Source organism: Singulisphaera chitinilytica (assembly GCF_049331405.1).
GTDB lineage: Bacteria > Planctomycetota > Planctomycetia > Isosphaerales > Isosphaeraceae > PoT.
On the sequence record NZ_CP186274.1, the window covers coordinates 7,982,687 to 7,999,475 of the forward strand.

The following is a 16,789-nucleotide window of genomic DNA, read 5'->3' on the forward strand; positions in this document are numbered from 1 at the left end:
GCGAACTTGAGATCACAAAGTTGGTTGCCTCTCAGCCTTTTCGCCATTGAGCAAAATGCTTAGGATAAGGCCTTCAAGGATTCGATCCCCGCCGGAGGATGCCCCCGCGATGAAGATCATTTTGGCCAATCCCCGAGGTTTCTGTGCGGGGGTCAACATGGCGATCGAGAGCCTCGAGCGCGCTCTCGAATTCTTCGGTGCCCCCCTCTACGTCTACCACGAGATCGTCCACAACAAGTACGTCGTGGAACGTTTCCTGCGTCGCGGGACCATCTTCGTCGAGTCGCTGGAAGAAGTCCCCGCAGGGGCTCCCCTGCTCTACAGCGCCCACGGCGTCTCGCCGCAGATCCGCGAACAGGCCAGGAAACGCAACCTCCGGGCGATCGACGCGACTTGCCCTCTCGTGACAAAAGTCCACCTCGAGGCCGTCAAGTACGCGAAGGAAGGATACACCATCATCCTCATCGGCCACGAGGGACACGACGAGGTGATCGGGACCATGGGCGAAGCCCCCGAGCGGATGGTCTTGGTCGAAACGGCCGAGGACGTCGAACGCCTCGAACTCCCCGAGAACACCAAACTCGCCTATCTCACCCAGACGACCCTGAGCGTCGACGACGCGAATCAGGTCATCACGGCCCTCCGCAAGCGTTTTCCGCAGATTACGAATCCCCCCAAGGATGACATTTGCTACGCCACCCAGAATCGTCAGGAAGCCGTCCGCGAGTTGGCCAAGCGTGCGGATGTGGTCCTGGTGCTCGGCAGCCAGAATAGCTCGAACAGTAAGCGCCTCGCCGAGATCGCCAACGCCCTCGGTCCGCACGCCCACCTCATCGACGGGGTTGCCGAGACCAAGCCGGAGTGGTTCGAGGACGCTGAAACCGTGTTGATCACCGCAGGGGCCAGCGCCCCCGAGGACGTTGTCCAGGAGTGCGTCGAGTACCTCCAGAGCCGCTACGGTGCCACGATCCAGGAAGAGATCGTTCGCGAGGAGAACGTGCACTTCCCGCTGCCGAAGTCGCTCCGCGAACTCTTGCCCGCAGGCACCGCGTCCTCGCGAGTCGGGAGCTGATGCGAGGAATCTCTCCGAACCACTCAAAAGGACCCGGCCTCGCGAAACCTATCGCGAGGCCGGGTCCTTTTGCGTTCTGCACGAGTGTTAATGATCAAATCACCATCCGAAGGCGGTCGTCTCTTTCTCCCTAACCGTCTCTTCGTGTGAGAGGCCGAACAGGCCATTGTCCTGATGAGCAGGTAACTCGAAAGTTTCCTGCTCGCGATCCTCTTGATCCATCTCCGAGAGCACTCGAGAGGCCTGGCGAGTCGCCGCGAGGGTCAAGGCGGAGAGCTGGATAAGGATGAGCGCCCAGATCATCTGCGTTCCGAAGAAGAGGTAGAACGACTGGATGTTGCGAATGCCTCGACGCATCAGGGGCCAACCCTGATGCCAGGAGGTTTGCTCGATGAAGTAGATCATCCAGATCACGGCGCCCGTCGCCGCCAGGGAACGAGTCGCCTTGCCGGCATCTTCGGCCTGATTGACTCCGAGGTGGGCAAGCAAGTCGCAGGCGAGGCTGGCGATCAGGGCGAACTCAGCCCAGCCGAGGGCCTCACCCAGTCCCGAACGAAGCCATTCGTGACCGACCGTCTCGAGCCGCAGCCCGAGGCTTTCGCCCTGGTCCATGAACCAGAGGAGGCAGTCCATCGAGTTCATGAACAGGAGCAGTCCCACGCGACGTTGCCAGCTCGGTTCGGACCAGCGACCCCAGAGGAGGTACGTTCCGACCAGACTGCCCCAGGTGATCGGCACCGAGAGGTAGCGGTTGAAGGACGATTGGAAGAACCAGCGGAACAGCTCGATCCTGAACTGCATGCCGATCAGAAATATGACGAGTGGGATGGCTGCGAGGATCAGTGACAAGGAGAGCAGACCGAATCCAAGGCGGCAGAGTTGATAGGTCTGACGTAGTTGATCTCGTTCAGTTTCCATGGTGGACAACGCTCGATCAATGATTGTGCGTACATGGGTGTTATTTCGGTGGCAGGCAGGGACTATTCTAAGTCCGGCCTTCAATCACGCCAAGACACTCACGAAATTGACAGCTCATGAGTCCGTTGTGGGCCACATCGCCGGGAAGCCCTCCGGCTTCCGCCCAGGATCCATGCCGAAATGCTGCAGGATGACCCGTGAGATCCGCTCCGATGCCCAGCCATCGCCGTAAGGATTCGACGCGACCCACGTCGATGCTTCCACGGCTTGCCCCGGATTGAGGAAGGCCTCGGCCCGATTCACGATCGCTGCCGGGTCGGTCCCCACGAGTTCGAGTAGACCGGCGTCGAACGCCTCAGGACGCTCGGTCGACTCGCGCAAGACCAGTACGGGCTTACCCAGCGAGGGGGCTTCCTCCTGGATTCCCCCCGAGTCGGTCAGGATGAGTGACGAGCCTTTCATGACCGCCACAAAGTCCGAGTATCCCAGCGGTTCGATCAGTCGCATCCGTTGATGATCGCTCAGGAGCCGTTCCACCGCCCCCCGGACGTTCGGATTCGGGTGGATCGGCCAGACGATCCCGAACGCCGGGTTCCGATCCACGAGACTTCGCAAGGCATCACATACGCGCTCGAGTGGGGCACCAAAGCTTTCTCGTCGGTGCATCGTCACGAGGATGTAGCGATCGAGATCGACCGATGGTGGCAATCGAAGTTCTCGCTTGGCGATCAGTTTGAGGGCGTCGATAACCGTATTGCCGGTGACATGAACCGCCTGCTCAGAAATCCCTTCGCGTAAGAGGTTGCGACGCGCCTGGGGTGTTGGGGCGAAGTGAAGGCTTGCCAGGTGTGAGGCGAGGACACGGTTCTTCTCTTCCGGGAATGGATCGAAGGCCTTGCCGGTCCGCAGTCCCGCCTCGACGTGACCGAACGGGATGCGCTGGTAGTAGCTCGCCAGGGCCGTGGCGAAGACCGTCGTCGTGTCCCCCTGGGCCAGGACCAGATCGGGGGGCGAATCAGCGAGATAGGCGTGTAAGCCATCGATGGCTCGAGCCGTCAGGCCGGCGAGATCCTGTCCGGGCCGCATCAAGGCAAGGTCGCCGTCCGCCTTCAGGCCGAAGTCTGCCAAAGCTTGATCCAGCAGGGATCGGTGCTGTCCCGTGGCCAGGAGTCGAACTTCGAGGCGTGCCTTCTCCTCACCGAGACGCAACACCAGAGGCGCCATTTTCACGACCTCGGGCCGAGTTCCTACCACGCAGAGCACCGACGGTCGCATCCTTCGGATCTCCCTACCCTTCGACCAAATCCTGCGCTCGCGGGCGCGGTCCCAAAGTACAACGATTCTCACGCGGGCAATCAAGCCGCGATGTGCCCTGCACCATCGCCGCTGGCCTTGAGCGGCTTGCCGATGAGGCTCCTCCCACGGTGGAGACCTCACAAGACTCGGCGTTTCCACCTTTCAGCGTCGCCATCACATCCGATTTCCTCACCAGATAATTCAATCTAACTCTTTATAGCAAATCGAATTAAGTCCAAAGTCAGCCCACGCCAATACCCGTGCGTAAAAACCTATTGACCCGAAGTGCGTTTCGATTAGAATTTGAAATCAAACGGCTGTTTGAAACGGTCGTTTTATTTCTTAAGACCAAGCTTAAAAGACGCGGCCGGGGATCGACGAGGATGGGCGATCAAGACCTGACTAAAGCTCGATTGTTGGAGGCGGCCGGCGAGGAATTCGCCGAGAAGGGGTACGAATCCGCCCGAATCCGTTCGATCTGCCAGAAGGCGGGGGCAAACTTGGCCGCGGTGAATTACCACTTCGGAGACAAGGAACAGCTCTACATCGCCACGGTATTGCACGCGCACCACGCCGGTGCCGGCGCTATGCCCGAGTGGCTCACGTCCCAGACGCACGGTCCCGCGACACAACTGCGTCTCTACATCCGCCACTTCCTGACGAACATCTTCAAGTCGCGACATCACAAGGATTGGCAGCAGGCCTTGATCCTTCGGGAGATGATCCAGCCGACGGCTGCGTCGGAAGCCGTCGTCCGCGAGGCCATCCGGCCTCGCTTCGAGCGGCTCATGACGATCCTCCGCCAGATCTGCCCCGAGGCCGAGGAGCGCAGACTCCACGCGTTGATCTTCAGCGTGGTCGGGCAATGCCTCCATTACAAGGTGTGCCGACCGATCTCCGAGCTCCTGGTCGGGCCCGAGAGCTATGAGGCCCTGGATATCGACTTCCTGGCCGACCACATCGCCTCGTTCTGCCTGGCGGCGCTGGGCCAGGGTCCGACACTGAACGAACAAGGCCAATTCGCGGCGGATGACCCCGCGTTCACTCGCTGACTGGAGAGTGGCCATGTCCTGGATCGCGATGAAGATGCTGATGGGTGATCGGGCGAAGTTTTTCGGGATCGTCCTGGGCCTGACCTTCGCCTCGCTCCTCATCACCCAGCAAGGTTCGATCTTCTGCGGCCTCATGTGCCGCACCGCCGGCCAGATCTACGACATCACCGGTGCCGACCTCTGGGTCATGGATTCCAACGTCCGTTACATCGACGACGTGAAGCCCATGATCGAGAACAACCTCTACCGGGTCCGCGGCGTCGAAGGGGTGGAGTGGGCCGTACCGCTGTACAAGGGGAACGCCCGGGCCAAGCTCAACTCCGCGAGCATCGACCCCGCGACGAAGCGGGTCGTCAAGCACCAGATCATCGAACAGGTCGTGATGCTCGGCCTCGACGACTCGTCGCTCGTCGGTGCCCCGCCTCCGGATCGAATCATCGTCGGCAACCTGACCGACCTGCGAAAGCCGGATGCTGTGCTCGTCGACTTCATGCGGCTCCCGAAGCTCTATCCGGGCGAACCCTGGTATCTCCTCCAGGAGAAGAAGAAGGATTCGTTCGGCACCAAGGTCGGCAAGGCAGCACGAGGCCTGTTGGCATTCGCGAAAGAGCAGGCCGCCTCGCTCGGCGGTCAGCCTTCGTCGAACCATTCGAAGACGAGTCGGCCGAAGCCCGTCGACGAGGAATCCGAACGCAAACGAGCTTTCTACGCCCGCTTTATCGGCCGGGAGCTCGAGATGAACGACCACCGCGCGATCATCATCGGGGTCTGCGAGGCGACCCCGACGTTCCAGTCAAATGCCGTCATGTACACCACATATTCTCGTGCCAAACGATTCATCCCACAGGAGCGTAAACTCCTCTCCTACGTCCTGGCCAAGGCCGAGAAGGGTCTGAAGCCGGAAGTCGTCGCCGAGTCGATCCGTCGCCAGACGGGGCTGAAGGCCCGCACGAGCCAGGAATTCATCTGGGACACGATTTATTACTATGCCCAGTACACCGGCATCCCCATCAACTTCGGGATCACCACGCTCCTGGGATTCTTGGTCGGGACGGCCATCGCCGGCCAGACCTTTTACAACTTCACGATTGAGAACCTCAAGCAGTTCGGGGCGCTCAAGGCGATGGGGGCGACGAACCTCAAAATCGTATCGATGATCCTGCTCCAGGCGATGGTCGTCGGCCTCCTCGGCTACGGCATGGGGGTGGGCCTCGGTGCCCTGTTCGGGACCACGACGAAGGGGGGAGAACTCGCCTTCTACACCCCCTGGCAACTCCTGCCCGTGACTGCCGGGGCCGTGGTCATGATCTGCATACTGTCGAGCGTCCTCAGCGTGAGGCGTGTCATGGTCCTAGAGCCGGCCGTGGTCTTCCGGGGCTGATCCAGGTCCAGGTACGAACGACACGGCCGAAGGGCCGAGAAAAGGGCCATTCTCATGGCGCAGACGACGACCCGACCGAGAATCTCCCCCCCGTCGGCGGCCGAGGAACTTGCCGTTCGCATCCGGGGCGTGACCAAGCATTTCGGCAGCGGTGACCAGAAGGTTGTGGCCTTGCGAGGTGTCGACTGGGAGATCGCCAACGGGCAGATCTCGATGATCGTCGGCCCCTCAGGCTGCGGCAAGACGACCTTGCTCTCCGTCATCGCGGGGATCCTCAACTGCGACGCGGGAGATGTCGAGATCTTCGGCTCCCTCGTCTCGAAGATGCGAGATCGCGAGCGGACCCGGTTCCGAGCCCGCTATATCGGCTTCGTCTTCCAGCAGTACAACCTGCTCCCCGCCCTGACGGCGGCCGAGAACGCCGCGATCCCCCTGGTGATCGCGGGCTATTCGAAGGACAAGGCCGTCGCCAGGGCCCGCGAGGTCCTCGACACGCTGGGCATGGGCCGGAAGGTGGAGAGCCTCCCCTCACAGCTCTCCGGCGGCCAGCAGCAGCGGGTGGCGATTGCGAGGGCCCTCGTCCACGAGCCCAGGCTCCTGGTCTGCGACGAGCCGACGGCCGCGCTCGACCACGAGACGGGCCTCAACGTGATGGAACTCTTGCGGCAGGTCGCCCTCAAGCCCGACCGGGCCGTGGTGATCGTCACCCACGACAACCGCGTCTTCCACTTCGGCGACAGGATCGCCCACATGGACGATGGTCGAATCGTCGAGATCGAGGACAGGACTCGGGAGTCGGCCGACCGATCCAACACTTCTCCTACCGAAATGAGTCACACATGATCAATAAATATATCCTCCCGCTTCTGTCGGTCGTTGGCGTGCTCTTCGCCGTCTTCACGGTCGTCCAGGCGAGGCAGACCCCGCCCCCATCGCAACCCATCGTCATGCCCCCGACTCATCCCAAGATGAAGTCGATCGCGGGCGCAGGGCTCATCGAGGCCCAGCGCGAGAACATCCCGATCGGGACCAACATCGTCGGCGTCGTCTGGGAGATCTTCGTCCGCAAGGGGGACTTCGTGAAGAAAGGGGATCCCCTCTTCCGGATCGACGACCGCGACCTCCAGGCGATGCTCAAGGTTCGGGAGGCCGACCTGGCCTCGGCCAAGGCCCAGCTTCACAAGCTGAAGTCGGCCCCCCGTGCCGAGGACATCCCGCCGGCCCGGGCCGCTTTCGAGGAGGCCAAGGCTAAACTCTCCGACACTGAGGCCGCCACGGCCCGCTCGGATAGGCTCTACCAACGTCAGATGCTGGCGGCGAGCGAGTACGACAAGGATCGGTTCCAGTTCTACGCCGCGAAGGCCGCCGCGGCCAAGGCGGGTGCGGACCTTGAGAAGATCCTCGCCGGTTCGTGGAAGGAAGACATCGACATCGCCGACTCGGCCGTCCAGCAGGCTCAGAGCCAGGTGGAGAGCGTCAAGACGAACCTGGATCGATGCACCGTGCGGGCCCTCGCCGACGGCCAGATACTCCAGCTCAACATCCGCCTCGGACAGTTCGCGGCGATGGCCTGGAAAGAGCCGCTGGTGGTGCTCGGCGACGTCAACCGACTGCACCTCCGCGTCGACATCGACGAGAGCGACCTCCCACTCTTCGAGAAAGGGGCCGAGGCGATCGCCACCCTCAAGGGGAGGCCCAATGTCCGCTTCCCGCTCAAGTTCGTCTATGTCGAGCCCTACGTCATCCCCAAGCAGAGCCTGACCGGGTCGAACTCCGAGCGAGTCGACACCCGCGTCCTCCAGGTCGTCTATGCCCTGCCCGACAAACGGCCGATTGACCTCTACGTCGGTCAGCAGATGGACGTCTATCTGAAGGCGGCCGAGGCTCCCCAGGGGCTCTCGCTCGACGCCAGCCCCGACAACCGACTGCCGTTCGAAGACGAGAAGGTCCTCAACTCCCCGTCGCCAGCCCCATCAGCGTCCAGGCCGGCGGCTCCGCCTCAGTCATGAGGTCGAGTGCTCAGGGAGACATCCGGGATGTTTCGTGGCGAGGCGGGGCAACCCGCCTCGCTTGCTTTTTGGAGACTCGCGAACCGGCGTCGGGCTTCTCCTCGGCCTTCTGGTCGGGCATGACGGCGGGGATGATCTTGAAGGAGACGGTCTGCGTGGCGGCCGGGTCTTTCGAGAGCTTGTCGTGCAGGGTAATGTCGAACTCGTAGTCGCCGGGCTTCAGCCCCTTGATGGCGATCGTGTTCTTCAGATAGAGCGGCCCGGGCGTCTTCGTCCCCTTCCACTCGTAGTCGACTAGCTTGTCCTTCCGGAAGAGGATCGCCTTCTCCCCCTTCTTGCGAAGCTGGCCTTCCTGGCTCAGATGGATGTGATACGAGTCCCCGCCACGGTCGACCGCGTAGCGATGGGGGCGGTAGTAGATAAGGAGCTTCTCGTCGCTCGTGAGCGCGGAGTCGGGCATCTCCTCATACTTCTCATACCCCTCGATCTCCCGGCAGACGATCCCCGGCGACATCGAGAGCAGGTCATCGCGTGCGACCTCGAGGTCCGAGAGCGGTGGACCGGCATGCAAGCTCTCTTCACCGACACCGACGATAAGGACGACGCTCAGTGCGACGGATGCCCAGGTCGCAACCAGACTTGATTTGGTTCTCGCGACTCGCATGTGCGGACATAGCCTCGGGTGTTGCTCTGTTGCCGACTCCTGGTCCAGCACGTTAGTCGGCGCCAGGATCAGCCGCAAGTGACTCGCAGACAAACACGTCGAGAAGCTTGGAAACACAGATATCTATCTGGGTCCCATAGCAAGGAATGACATCACATTTTACCGGACCGGACAAGGTCCCGGGAACCGAAGAGTCAGCCGGGCCGCACACGTAAGATTTGGCGGGGAGGTACTTTGCGGAAAGGTTCCGGGCCGTAGTGTGTGTGGCGACGGATATCGCCACGGCCGGAAAAAAGATCGGGACTCGGAGGCCAGGCCGAGACGATGAAAAAGACGGCAACCCACGGAATGGGCTGCCGTCTCGCGTCAAGGACGATTTGATGTTGCGAATCCCGCCTAGCGACGACTTACTTCTTGCCTCGCCGGCGAAGCTGACGGATCGAGCCGCCCGCGATGAGCGTCCAGGCGAGCCACGTCGTGGGCTCGGGGACGTGCTGCGGCTGGAAAGCCGGGATCTTGATCAGCCCCGTCGACTCCTCACCGATAGGACCGTCCTGCGCCGAGCCGGCATAGGCCTGGATCCAGAAGCCCTTGGTGGGGTCGAGCGACGGAGAGATCTTGCTGAAATTATTGATCGTGAATTCAAAGTCGGGAGTGGACGACGACGGGTTGAACGCGAGCGACCCGGCGCCGCTACCGAGGGACGTACCGTAGTTGTACTGGATGCCCTGATTGGTCATCCCCTTGTAGGTAGCGACGGTGAAGCCGATCTTCCCGGAGGGGTCTGCCGCCGACTTGTCTGCGGGGACGCCGGCCACGATGACGGGCTGCCCCGGCGTGGTGACGTCGTTCGGGCTGCTGCCGACGAACGACAGGGTGATGGACTTGTCGCCGCCGAGATTGGCGGGGTCCGCGCCACCCTTCGAGGTCAGGATTTGATCCATCGCGGCGCCCGTGGCACCATCGGCACCGACGGCGGTGCCGGCGATGCTCCAAGCATTGACGCCCACATACAACTTGTCGGTGTTGAAGTCGTAGTAGGTGCGAATGTCTTTGATTGCATACCCGTTGATCAGGTTGTTGCCGTTGCTGGTCATCTGGGGCAACTGGTAGATCGTGTTGAGCGGGTCGCTATCGACGTTGCTGATGTTGACCTTGGTGTTCGAGCTGGGCATGTCGGTCTCGACGTTGCCCGTGAAGTTAATCGCGTCGGCCGAGGCCAGGCGCGTACTCAGCATCACCACTGTCACCAGAGTCCAACGGAACGCGTTTCGGCGCACCATTACGAGTCTCCTTCCACGTAAGGTTTGTTCGTCCCGCGTCAACCGCCGCGTACCGGATGCACGCGCTGACCTGGGGACAGAAGCACCCCCAGAACCACCGCAAGGGCAAGCCGGCCGAATGCGGCCATGACCACGGTTCAATTCCGGTAGGTGAGTTACTCCGAACCACCGGCTCGTCCCAAAGCATTCGGCCGCTCCGCAACCGAGCTATGAGGACACTTCCCTGGAGGTCCGTTTCCCGTCGGATACGGACCCGTTAGAAAGGACGATGGCGCGATGTCACTGATTTCCAGGCTGCTTCATGCCGTTCAATCGTGGCGGCGTCGTCCGGGTGGCCCTAAAGCCACCAAACGGGCCGCCGTGTCGATGGAACAGCTTGATCATCGGCAGCTCCTAAGCGTTAACTTCACGGGAAACGTTGCAACCGATTTTCCCGCTACACAAAGTCCAGGCGTTGTGGTTCTCCCAGACAACGCAGGCGTTACACACCCGGGCATCCCCCCCAGCTTGCAGGGGCTCGTCAAAGTCTCAGGCTTTGACATCTCGGGGCTTCGTGTTTCGTATGACTCGGCTTCCGACACCTTGAGCGTCGGGATAGAACAACCGGCGAGTCAGCAGGCAGGACAACCAGGTCCTGTGATTGCGGGCGATTCTGACAACAATGGCGATGACGGCACCGTCAATCCCGCTGTCAGTGCTATCTCTTCAGGGTTCCAGGACAACCCTGACTTCGGCGCGTCGGAATACATGGGCATCTTCCTTGACCTCAATGGTGACAATACCCCTGATATTGTCGCCGGGTACGCCCAGAATGATCCTCGGGCTTTGAAACAATACCAGGTGGCCGAGGCACCGGTCAACGGACCTTTAAACAATTTCGGCACGATGCTGCCGCAGTTTACCGGTAATGTCTACAAGGTAAACTCTCCGGCCCACCCCGCGCTCGAGTTCTCCATCAACAACTTCTCGCAGCTCTACCTCCAGGAGACCGGGCAGCAACTCACTCCGCAGTCGGTGCTCTCAATGGGCGGATTTGCGGGCTCGGGTAACGATGGCGGCATCGGCGAAGCCTTCTTCCCAGGACAGACCTTCACATTCAACCAGGTCGAGCCGCCGCCCCCGCCGCCGCCGCCCCCGCCCCCGCCCTGCCCCCCGCAGTCGCCCCCGGTGCAGATCAACCCGCACCTGAACTACCACATTAATACGGCTCACCCGACCGACATCCGGGCGACGGTCTTCGGCACCTCAGGTTTCGACGTCAATCAGATCGACCCGAGCACAGTGCGACTGGGCGGGGCTTCTCCGGTCCTCGCCTATACGAGGGACGTGAACCACGACGGCTTCCTCGACGAGACGTTCATCTTCAAGGGGAACGACGTCGTCCTGCCGGCCGGAATCACCACCGCGACCGTGACGGGAACCTTCTTCGACGGCACGACTACGTTCAGCACCTCGCAGAAGGTCTTCAACAGGGATTACTCGTACTACTCGCCGAGCGAAGTCTCGTCGGCCCTGGCGCGGCAAGCGAACTATCCGTACAAGATGGCGACGCCGCTCGAGGTCGTCGCCGCCAAGGTGCGGGCGACGGGCGACACCATCGTCTACTCGAACCCCAGTGCCAACCAGGGGACGGCGGCCGCCAATGCTTCGAGCGGCATCGCCGCTGCGTCCTCCACACTCGGCACCGGACCGGTCGTCTCGATCAAGCGTCGCCAACCTGTCATCTCTGGCAAGATTGGCCAGTCCAAGCTCTCCGCCAGGATGCAGGCGAGCATCAACAACTACGCCAATGACTCCGCAAGCACCTCGTCATCCACCTCGATGAGTTCCTCCTGAACAAGGATGAGCGAGCGAGAACCCGGAATCGGCTGACGAACCATCCTCTTCCCCGCTACAATAGAATGGCGGGGAAGAGGATTTTTCTTGTCGCAGGAAGACGAAAGGCATCCGCGTGAGCTCGGTCTTGACGATCAACGAACGGATCGCGATCCCGCTCGCTGAGGTCCAGTGGGACGTCAGCCGATCGGGAGGGCCGGGTGGGCAGAACGTCAACAAGGTGAACTCGAAGGTTCAACTGCGCTGGAACCCGGCGACCAACACCAGCCTGCCCCCCGCGGTGCGAGCTCGGCTGATGAATCTGGTCGCCAACCGCCTGACGCGCGAGGGAGATATCCTCATCACCTCGCAGTTGACCCGGGACCAGCCTCGCAACGTCGCAGACTGCCTCGCCAAGCTCCGCGCCCTGATCCTTTCCGTCGCCGAGCCGCCCACGCCTCGGAGGCCGAGCCGACCTACCTATTCCTCGCAACTTCGCAGGCTCGAGTCGAAGGCCAAGCGATCGGCCTCGAAGCGGTCGCGTCGCGGCCCCGAGAGCGATTAACTCCCCAGCAACCCCGAGACTGTCCGGAGCCAACAGGATGGCCGACTACTCCCCCTACCAGCAAAAAATCATCAAGCGTTACTATCGAAACTATGACGCGATCCAGGGACAACGACTCGCGGAGTTGACGACCGAGCTGTACCTCGCCGAGACCGATAAGAAGCGCGATCGGCTCTGGAAGCAGGTGGGCGACTCCCTCACCAAGCTCGAGTTCCCCGCCAGCCGGATCGAACACCTGCTCCAGAAACGCGACCCCTCCCTCCTCCCCGGGATCCTCAAGGAACTCGAAGGGAGTGCTTGACGAGGCCCCCTGCCCGGTGTTGATTGGATAGCGAAATCGCCGAGCCGATGGACGCCATCGCTCGGCGCTCCTGATCCCAAAAAGCTCGCCCAGGTCTCGATGGATGCCCCCCCGCCGGCAACCTCGACCCAATCCTCCTGATTTCGACGCCCGGCTGTCGCCCGCAAGAATCTCAAAAGTCCGAGATCAAGTTGCCTGCAAAGCCCCAACTGCATCGTAATATTAAGGCAGTCGATCGTTGCAAATTCGATATCCATGAGCAAACGACCGACGAATTCCTCCGTCCGCTAGCCGCGACGACTCGCGAACTCGACAACGCCCTGCGATGATTCGACTTCGATCAATGTCGACATCCTCATCCCTCGACGTCCGAGGGCAGCTGGACCGATAGCCCTGGCAGCAGTGAATGCATGGTTGCATTAATCTGCTTCCAGCCCTGGTTTCGTTACCGATACCTCGGGGTAATGACGTCTCGGCAGTGCTGAAAACAAAAGCAGAGTTGGGAGTTGAAATAGACTCTTCGGAGTCTCGGGGTTGCGACAAGAACTCATGCAGGAACACGTTTTTCAAGGTTTGGCGCGTGTTGACGTGGAATCGAACGTTTTGTAAATTTTCGACAAATCGATACCCGTCCAATGCATGAATTCTTAGACATTCGATTCGACTTCACGCCGAGTTCGTCCTAGGCCGGGGCGGACCACATCGACCTCAAGTGATTGCCAACCTAGCTCTACACCGAAATGAGGGTGCGTACGATGTCCTTAGCTCAGCGAGTCCGAGACTACCGCTACTCCAAGGGTTGGGGGCCGGACGAGTTGGCGAGCCGGGCCGCGATCTCGCGGACCGCACTCTATCAGATCGAGAGCGGCAAGACGGAACTGCCCAGGGCGGGGACGCTGCGTAGGATTGCACTGGCGCTGGATGTTTCGATGGAGACGTTGCTCGGCCATGGCGACGGGAGCTTGCCCGTCGACGGCACGGCCGCCAATGCTGGCCGGAAATCGAAGACCAACGGTGAGTGGCTCCCCTCGGAAGGGGGCCCCCTGGCTATACCCGTCGCCGCTCGCACCTCGTCCGCGACGATCGAGTCGATCGAAGGGGCCCGGTTCGCCGTCGAAGCCCCGACCTTGAACACGATGTCCGCCGACGGACTCGTGCCGCAACGTGAGCGCGATCTCGCGTGGAAGCTCCACGAACTTCTCGCGTCCCCACTGGGAGAAGGGGTGGCCAGGATCATCGAAGAGACGTATCGGCTCCTCCCTCAAGCTCGGCGCCTGAGCTAAATTCGTCCCATTCAGGGCACCCTCGAAAAAAGCGGCTAGAATTACTCAAGGTTTGCCGGAGGGTGGCCGAGACCTCGGCCCACCGGTTCGCCAACGCTTGAGCCAGCACCCACGAGGCCCTGAGATGAACCGGCACTTGACGTACCGCAGGGGAGTTTGCATCGCCCTATTCGGCCTGCTCGCTTGGACTTCTTCCCAGGCAGAAGCGGGTGGCCTCTTTCGGCGTCGCTCACGCACGCCGGTCCCGACCACGCGCGTGCAGCCGACGTCGGCGGCTCCTCTGGGCACGTTCACGCCCACGCCCTACATGACCGTCCGCGGGAATTTCCCCACAGGTGGCGGCTACTCGCCCAACGATTCGTTCGGCGATACGTCGATGGATCTGTATGGTCCTCTCTCGGCCCTCCGCTCGACCTCGGCGCCAGTCACGACCTACTCGCGAGGTTACGACGGTCGACTCACCGCGTCTGAAGGCACGTCCTTCTCCACGCCCAACCTGCCCGAGAATAGCCCGGTCGTCTACCCGACTCAGGGAAGTTACTATTATGGGTTCAGGCAGGCCACTCCCCCCCCCGGGTGGCCCAAGGCGATCAACTGGATCGATCAAGACTGATCCTCTCCACCCCACCGAATTCAGACCTTTTCGACCGGTCTAAGGTCTTGCCGGCTCACGTACATTCGTCCTCGAAGGCTCAGCGATCGGACGAACCGAGCCGCTGACGGAGGATTACGTATTTGTCTCGAAGGTCGCCTCCACCCAACTCCGGGTGGAGGATCGATGTTGCATCGATCAGCTTTCGGGCCTCCTGCTCCTTTCCCCAACGATAGTAGGCCAACGCCAGTCCATAGCGGGCCTCGAACCAGCGCAAGGATCCCACCTTCGCCTGGCGGGCCCGTAGGCGTTGCACATCGACGGCAAGGTTGTAGGCGTTCAGCCGGGCGTAGGTGTCGGCGAGGTCTCGCAGGAGCCAATCGTCGAGGCCTTGCGGCATCGTCCCCCAATTGAGGAGCGAACTCCTGGCGCGGCCGTCGTCGCCGATCATGGACAGGGCTCTGGTCTCGCGAATCTTGGCCTCGGCCCGCTCGATATCCGTAAGCTCTGCGGCGTTCTCCAGTACCGGCGAAAGCAGTATTCGCAGGATAAGCCCCACGCGACGAAGTCGCAGGTCGTTCGGCTCGCCCGAGGCCACGAAATCGATCAGGCGAGCCGTCGCAAGCAAGTCGGACGGCTTCGAACGTGTTGTCTCAGCTTTCGCCTCGAACTCCGCCTCGAGGAAGTGGTTCTGCTGGACCACGACGACGATGTGAAGCCGCCTCGCCTGTTCGCGTTGCTCGGCCCTTCCGGCGACACGCAGGACCCCTTCGCATAGGGTACGGGCCTCGTCCGGATGACCGGCGATCGGGGTGACTTCGAGACGAGCCAGGGCGAGGTCCACCGAGGCGCGTTCGCCAGCGTCACGGCACTCGTTGAGCGTCGCGGCGAGGAATGCCCTGCCCTCGCCATACCTCGCGATGATCGCCGCCCGATCCTGATTCAGACGCTGGAGATCGACGTCCTCTTGATTGAGCTCGGCGACCTGAATTCGTGCTTCGAGCCAGTGCGGATCGCTGCGAGTGATGGCCATCCAGAGCTTGCGAGCGGCATCGCGGTCGGCATTGGCCAACTGGAACTTGGCCAGCAGCCAACGCGCCTCATTCGCGGACGGATCCGAACCGAACTCCTTGATCTGATATTCGAGGGACTGAACATATTTCGCGGCCGTCATACCCTGTTGCTTTGTCGCGAGGGCACGTCCGCAAGCCAGTGACCTCAAGAGGCCGGCCTTGGGCCGAGACGCCCCGGCGAGCGGGTCTTCGACGACGCGAGCCAGGAGTGCCTCGGCCTTCACAAACTCCCCCGCCTGGAAGAGATAGGCACCGGCCCGGAGCCGCAGTTCGCTCGCTTCTCGCATCGAGTTGGCGGCCTGGAGCCGATCGGCGGCTTCCGACTCGAGGTTTCCGGCCCGCTTCAGGTTTCCAAGCAAGGCTGCTCCATCCGCGAGCATCGTCAATGCGTCGGCCCCCTGGTTCGAAGCGGGCCGCTCGATCTGCCTGCTCATGAGCATGAGGACCCGCTTAGCCTCAGGATCGGTCGACTGGCGCAACGGCTTGTAGCGTTCGAAAATCTCCCGCTCGATCTGCTCCCGATCGGCCGGCACGGTCACCGACTCACGCTTGGCGAGGAGGATACGGATCATGCTCAAGGCCTTCTCGGCCGGCTCGAGCGACGATTTTTCAACCAGGGCCTGTGCATGGGCGAAGCGTCTACTGTCGATCGCGGCCGTGACCCTGGCGTTGAGAATCTCCGCGGCGGGAGGCGGAGATGGAGCCTTTTCCGCGGCGACGAATGCCAGATCGGCTTCCTTGTCTTCGCCGCGACGCGCCAGAAGTGTGGCCTTGAGGAGCAAGGCGAACCCATTGAGTTCGGCGTCGGCCATGGGGCGGCCGAGCACATCGATAGCCTCGCGCTCCTGAACCCTTCGTGCGTCGGAGTTAATCGCCTCGAACTCCGATCGATCCGCGAGGCACTGGGCCAGGCGGAAGCGGCTGTTCTGCGTGAAGATGTTGTCCTGGCTGCCGGATTCCTTGACCAGGTTTCGAAACCGTTCCAAAGCGGCGTCGAGGTTTTCGATCGCATGGTCCCGGGCGGCATTGTCCCAGGCCTGGACCGAGAAATGCTCGGCCCACGCATGCCCCCTGGCCCAGATGTAGAGCGCGATCTGGAAACGGACCTCGCGTGCCTTCGTGCTGTCCGGATGTTTGGAGTCGAAGGCTTCGAGGACCTTGATGGCCTCGGTCCAGCGATCGCGTCGGACCTGGCCATTGGCGGCGGATTGGGCGGCCCTGTCCAGGGCGGTTGCAAGCTCGATCGTCGCCTGGGCCCGGCTATCCACGGGCATGTCGCGTTCTTCCAGGCGGGACCGAAGCAAGGAGAGATGATTTTCGACGTCCTGATTCGCCTGGGCATTCGCGAGCAGTGGCAGCAGTAAGCAGCTTCCCAACGCGAGCCCTGCCGCGAGCTTGGATCGTCTCATCATCTCTCCTCAAAGACGGGGACGGACTTCCTTCAACTTCGGGGAACGACCACCCCGAACGATCGGGCAGGCTATA

The 16,789-nt window shown here is 61.8% G+C and carries 15 protein-coding genes; 10 read left to right on the forward strand and 5 right to left on the reverse strand.

Annotated elements, in window-relative coordinates; all coding sequences use genetic code 11:
* The first annotated feature begins 109 nt into the window (after positions 1–109).
* Positions 110–1,072 (forward strand): 4-hydroxy-3-methylbut-2-enyl diphosphate reductase, encoded by a 963-nt coding sequence (ispH, locus tag ACOYYX_RS31170; protein WP_422926572.1) that lies wholly within the window; start codon positions 110–112, stop codon positions 1,070–1,072.
* A 99-nt stretch (positions 1,073–1,171) separates the two neighbouring features.
* Here the strand turns inward: ispH and ACOYYX_RS31175 are convergent, their stop codons facing one another.
* A complete protein-coding gene (locus ACOYYX_RS31175; protein ID WP_422926573.1) occupies positions 1,172–1,990 on the reverse strand; it encodes a hypothetical protein in 819 nt (272 codons plus the stop codon).
* Positions 1,991–2,104: 114 nt separating this feature from the next.
* A complete protein-coding gene (gene wecB / locus ACOYYX_RS31180; RefSeq protein ID WP_422926574.1) occupies positions 2,105–3,265 on the reverse strand; it encodes a non-hydrolyzing UDP-N-acetylglucosamine 2-epimerase in 1,161 nt (386 codons plus the stop codon).
* Between the two features lie 404 nt (positions 3,266–3,669).
* On the opposite strand from wecB, the gene ACOYYX_RS31185 reads away from it, so the two are divergent.
* Genes ACOYYX_RS31185 through ACOYYX_RS31200 form a run of 4 tightly spaced genes read left to right on the forward strand, consistent with a single transcriptional unit; the run spans position 3,670 to position 7,728 of the window.
* Positions 3,670–4,338 (forward strand): CerR family C-terminal domain-containing protein, encoded by a 669-nt coding sequence (locus tag ACOYYX_RS31185; RefSeq protein WP_422926575.1) that lies wholly within the window; start codon positions 3,670–3,672, stop codon positions 4,336–4,338.
* A 13-nt stretch (positions 4,339–4,351) separates the two neighbouring features.
* Positions 4,352–5,719: an ABC transporter permease gene (locus ACOYYX_RS31190; protein WP_422926576.1), complete on the forward strand. Its 1,368-nt coding sequence runs from the start codon at positions 4,352–4,354 to the stop codon at positions 5,717–5,719.
* 54 nt (positions 5,720–5,773) lie between these two features.
* Positions 5,774–6,562 (forward strand): ABC transporter ATP-binding protein, encoded by a 789-nt coding sequence (locus tag ACOYYX_RS31195; protein WP_422926577.1) that lies wholly within the window; start codon positions 5,774–5,776, stop codon positions 6,560–6,562.
* Complete coding sequence (locus tag ACOYYX_RS31200; protein WP_422926578.1) at positions 6,559–7,728, forward strand: HlyD family secretion protein; 1,170 nt, start codon at positions 6,559–6,561, stop codon at positions 7,726–7,728. The genes ACOYYX_RS31195 and ACOYYX_RS31200 overlap by 4 nt, the downstream gene beginning before the upstream one ends.
* 10 nt (positions 7,729–7,738) lie before the next feature.
* Here ACOYYX_RS31200 and ACOYYX_RS31205 read toward each other — a convergent pair whose 3' ends face one another.
* Both ACOYYX_RS31205 and ACOYYX_RS31210 read right to left on the reverse strand, forming a co-directional pair.
* A complete protein-coding gene (locus ACOYYX_RS31205) occupies positions 7,739–8,392 on the reverse strand; it encodes a hypothetical protein (protein WP_422926579.1) in 654 nt (217 codons plus the stop codon).
* Positions 8,393–8,799: 407 nt separating this feature from the next.
* Positions 8,800–9,630 (reverse strand): hypothetical protein, encoded by an 831-nt coding sequence (locus ACOYYX_RS31210; RefSeq protein ID WP_422926580.1) that lies wholly within the window; start codon positions 9,628–9,630, stop codon positions 8,800–8,802.
* 321 nt (positions 9,631–9,951) lie between these two features.
* Between ACOYYX_RS31210 and ACOYYX_RS31215 the strand changes: the two genes are divergently transcribed.
* The 5 genes from ACOYYX_RS31215 (at position 9,952) to ACOYYX_RS31235 (ending at position 14,252) form a co-directional block, all read left to right on the forward strand.
* The gene (locus ACOYYX_RS31215; RefSeq protein WP_422926581.1) at positions 9,952–11,511 is read left to right on the forward strand and encodes a hypothetical protein; all 1,560 of its coding nucleotides are present in this window, start codon (positions 9,952–9,954) and stop codon (positions 11,509–11,511) included.
* 115 nt (positions 11,512–11,626) lie between these two features.
* The gene (gene arfB / locus ACOYYX_RS31220; RefSeq protein ID WP_422926582.1) at positions 11,627–12,055 is read left to right on the forward strand and encodes an alternative ribosome rescue aminoacyl-tRNA hydrolase ArfB; all 429 of its coding nucleotides are present in this window, start codon (positions 11,627–11,629) and stop codon (positions 12,053–12,055) included.
* A gap of 37 nt (positions 12,056–12,092) precedes the next feature.
* Positions 12,093–12,356 (forward strand): hypothetical protein, encoded by a 264-nt coding sequence (locus tag ACOYYX_RS31225; RefSeq protein WP_422926583.1) that lies wholly within the window; start codon positions 12,093–12,095, stop codon positions 12,354–12,356.
* Between the two features lie 755 nt (positions 12,357–13,111).
* A complete protein-coding gene (locus ACOYYX_RS31230) occupies positions 13,112–13,639 on the forward strand; it encodes a helix-turn-helix domain-containing protein (RefSeq protein ID WP_422926584.1) in 528 nt (175 codons plus the stop codon).
* A gap of 124 nt (positions 13,640–13,763) precedes the next feature.
* The gene (locus ACOYYX_RS31235) at positions 13,764–14,252 is read left to right on the forward strand and encodes a hypothetical protein (protein ID WP_422926585.1); all 489 of its coding nucleotides are present in this window, start codon (positions 13,764–13,766) and stop codon (positions 14,250–14,252) included.
* 79 nt (positions 14,253–14,331) lie between these two features.
* Here ACOYYX_RS31235 and ACOYYX_RS31240 read toward each other — a convergent pair whose 3' ends face one another.
* Positions 14,332–16,713, reverse strand: a complete 2,382-nt coding sequence (locus tag ACOYYX_RS31240) for a hypothetical protein (RefSeq protein WP_422926586.1) — start codon at positions 16,711–16,713, stop codon at positions 14,332–14,334.
* Positions 16,714–16,789: the final 76 nt, after the last annotated feature.

Excerpts from the sequence above, each read along its gene's own strand:
- ACOYYX_RS31215 (WP_422926581.1), top strand. The coding sequence starts at position 9,952 with ATGTCACTGATTTCCAGGCTGCTTCATGCCGTTCAATCGTGGCGGCGT.
- ACOYYX_RS31230 (WP_422926584.1), top strand. The coding sequence starts at position 13,112 with ATGTCCTTAGCTCAGCGAGTCCGAGACTACCGCTACTCCAAGGGTTGG.
- ACOYYX_RS31195 (WP_422926577.1), top strand. The coding sequence starts at position 5,774 with ATGGCGCAGACGACGACCCGACCGAGAATCTCCCCCCCGTCGGCGGCC.
- ACOYYX_RS31235 (WP_422926585.1), top strand. The coding sequence starts at position 13,764 with ATGAACCGGCACTTGACGTACCGCAGGGGAGTTTGCATCGCCCTATTC.
- ACOYYX_RS31205 (WP_422926579.1), bottom strand. The coding sequence starts at position 8,392 with ATGCGAGTCGCGAGAACCAAATCAAGTCTGGTTGCGACCTGGGCATCC.
- ACOYYX_RS31225 (WP_422926583.1), top strand. The coding sequence starts at position 12,093 with ATGGCCGACTACTCCCCCTACCAGCAAAAAATCATCAAGCGTTACTAT.
- ACOYYX_RS31190 (WP_422926576.1), top strand. The coding sequence starts at position 4,352 with ATGTCCTGGATCGCGATGAAGATGCTGATGGGTGATCGGGCGAAGTTT.
- wecB (WP_422926574.1), bottom strand. The coding sequence starts at position 3,265 with ATGCGACCGTCGGTGCTCTGCGTGGTAGGAACTCGGCCCGAGGTCGTG.
- ACOYYX_RS31175 (WP_422926573.1), bottom strand. The coding sequence starts at position 1,990 with ATGGAAACTGAACGAGATCAACTACGTCAGACCTATCAACTCTGCCGC.
- ispH (WP_422926572.1), top strand. The coding sequence starts at position 110 with ATGAAGATCATTTTGGCCAATCCCCGAGGTTTCTGTGCGGGGGTCAAC.
- ACOYYX_RS31185 (WP_422926575.1), top strand. The coding sequence starts at position 3,670 with ATGGGCGATCAAGACCTGACTAAAGCTCGATTGTTGGAGGCGGCCGGC.
- ACOYYX_RS31200 (WP_422926578.1), top strand. The coding sequence starts at position 6,559 with ATGATCAATAAATATATCCTCCCGCTTCTGTCGGTCGTTGGCGTGCTC.
- ACOYYX_RS31210 (WP_422926580.1), bottom strand. The coding sequence starts at position 9,630 with ATGCTGAGTACGCGCCTGGCCTCGGCCGACGCGATTAACTTCACGGGC.
- ACOYYX_RS31240 (WP_422926586.1), bottom strand. The coding sequence starts at position 16,713 with ATGAGACGATCCAAGCTCGCGGCAGGGCTCGCGTTGGGAAGCTGCTTA.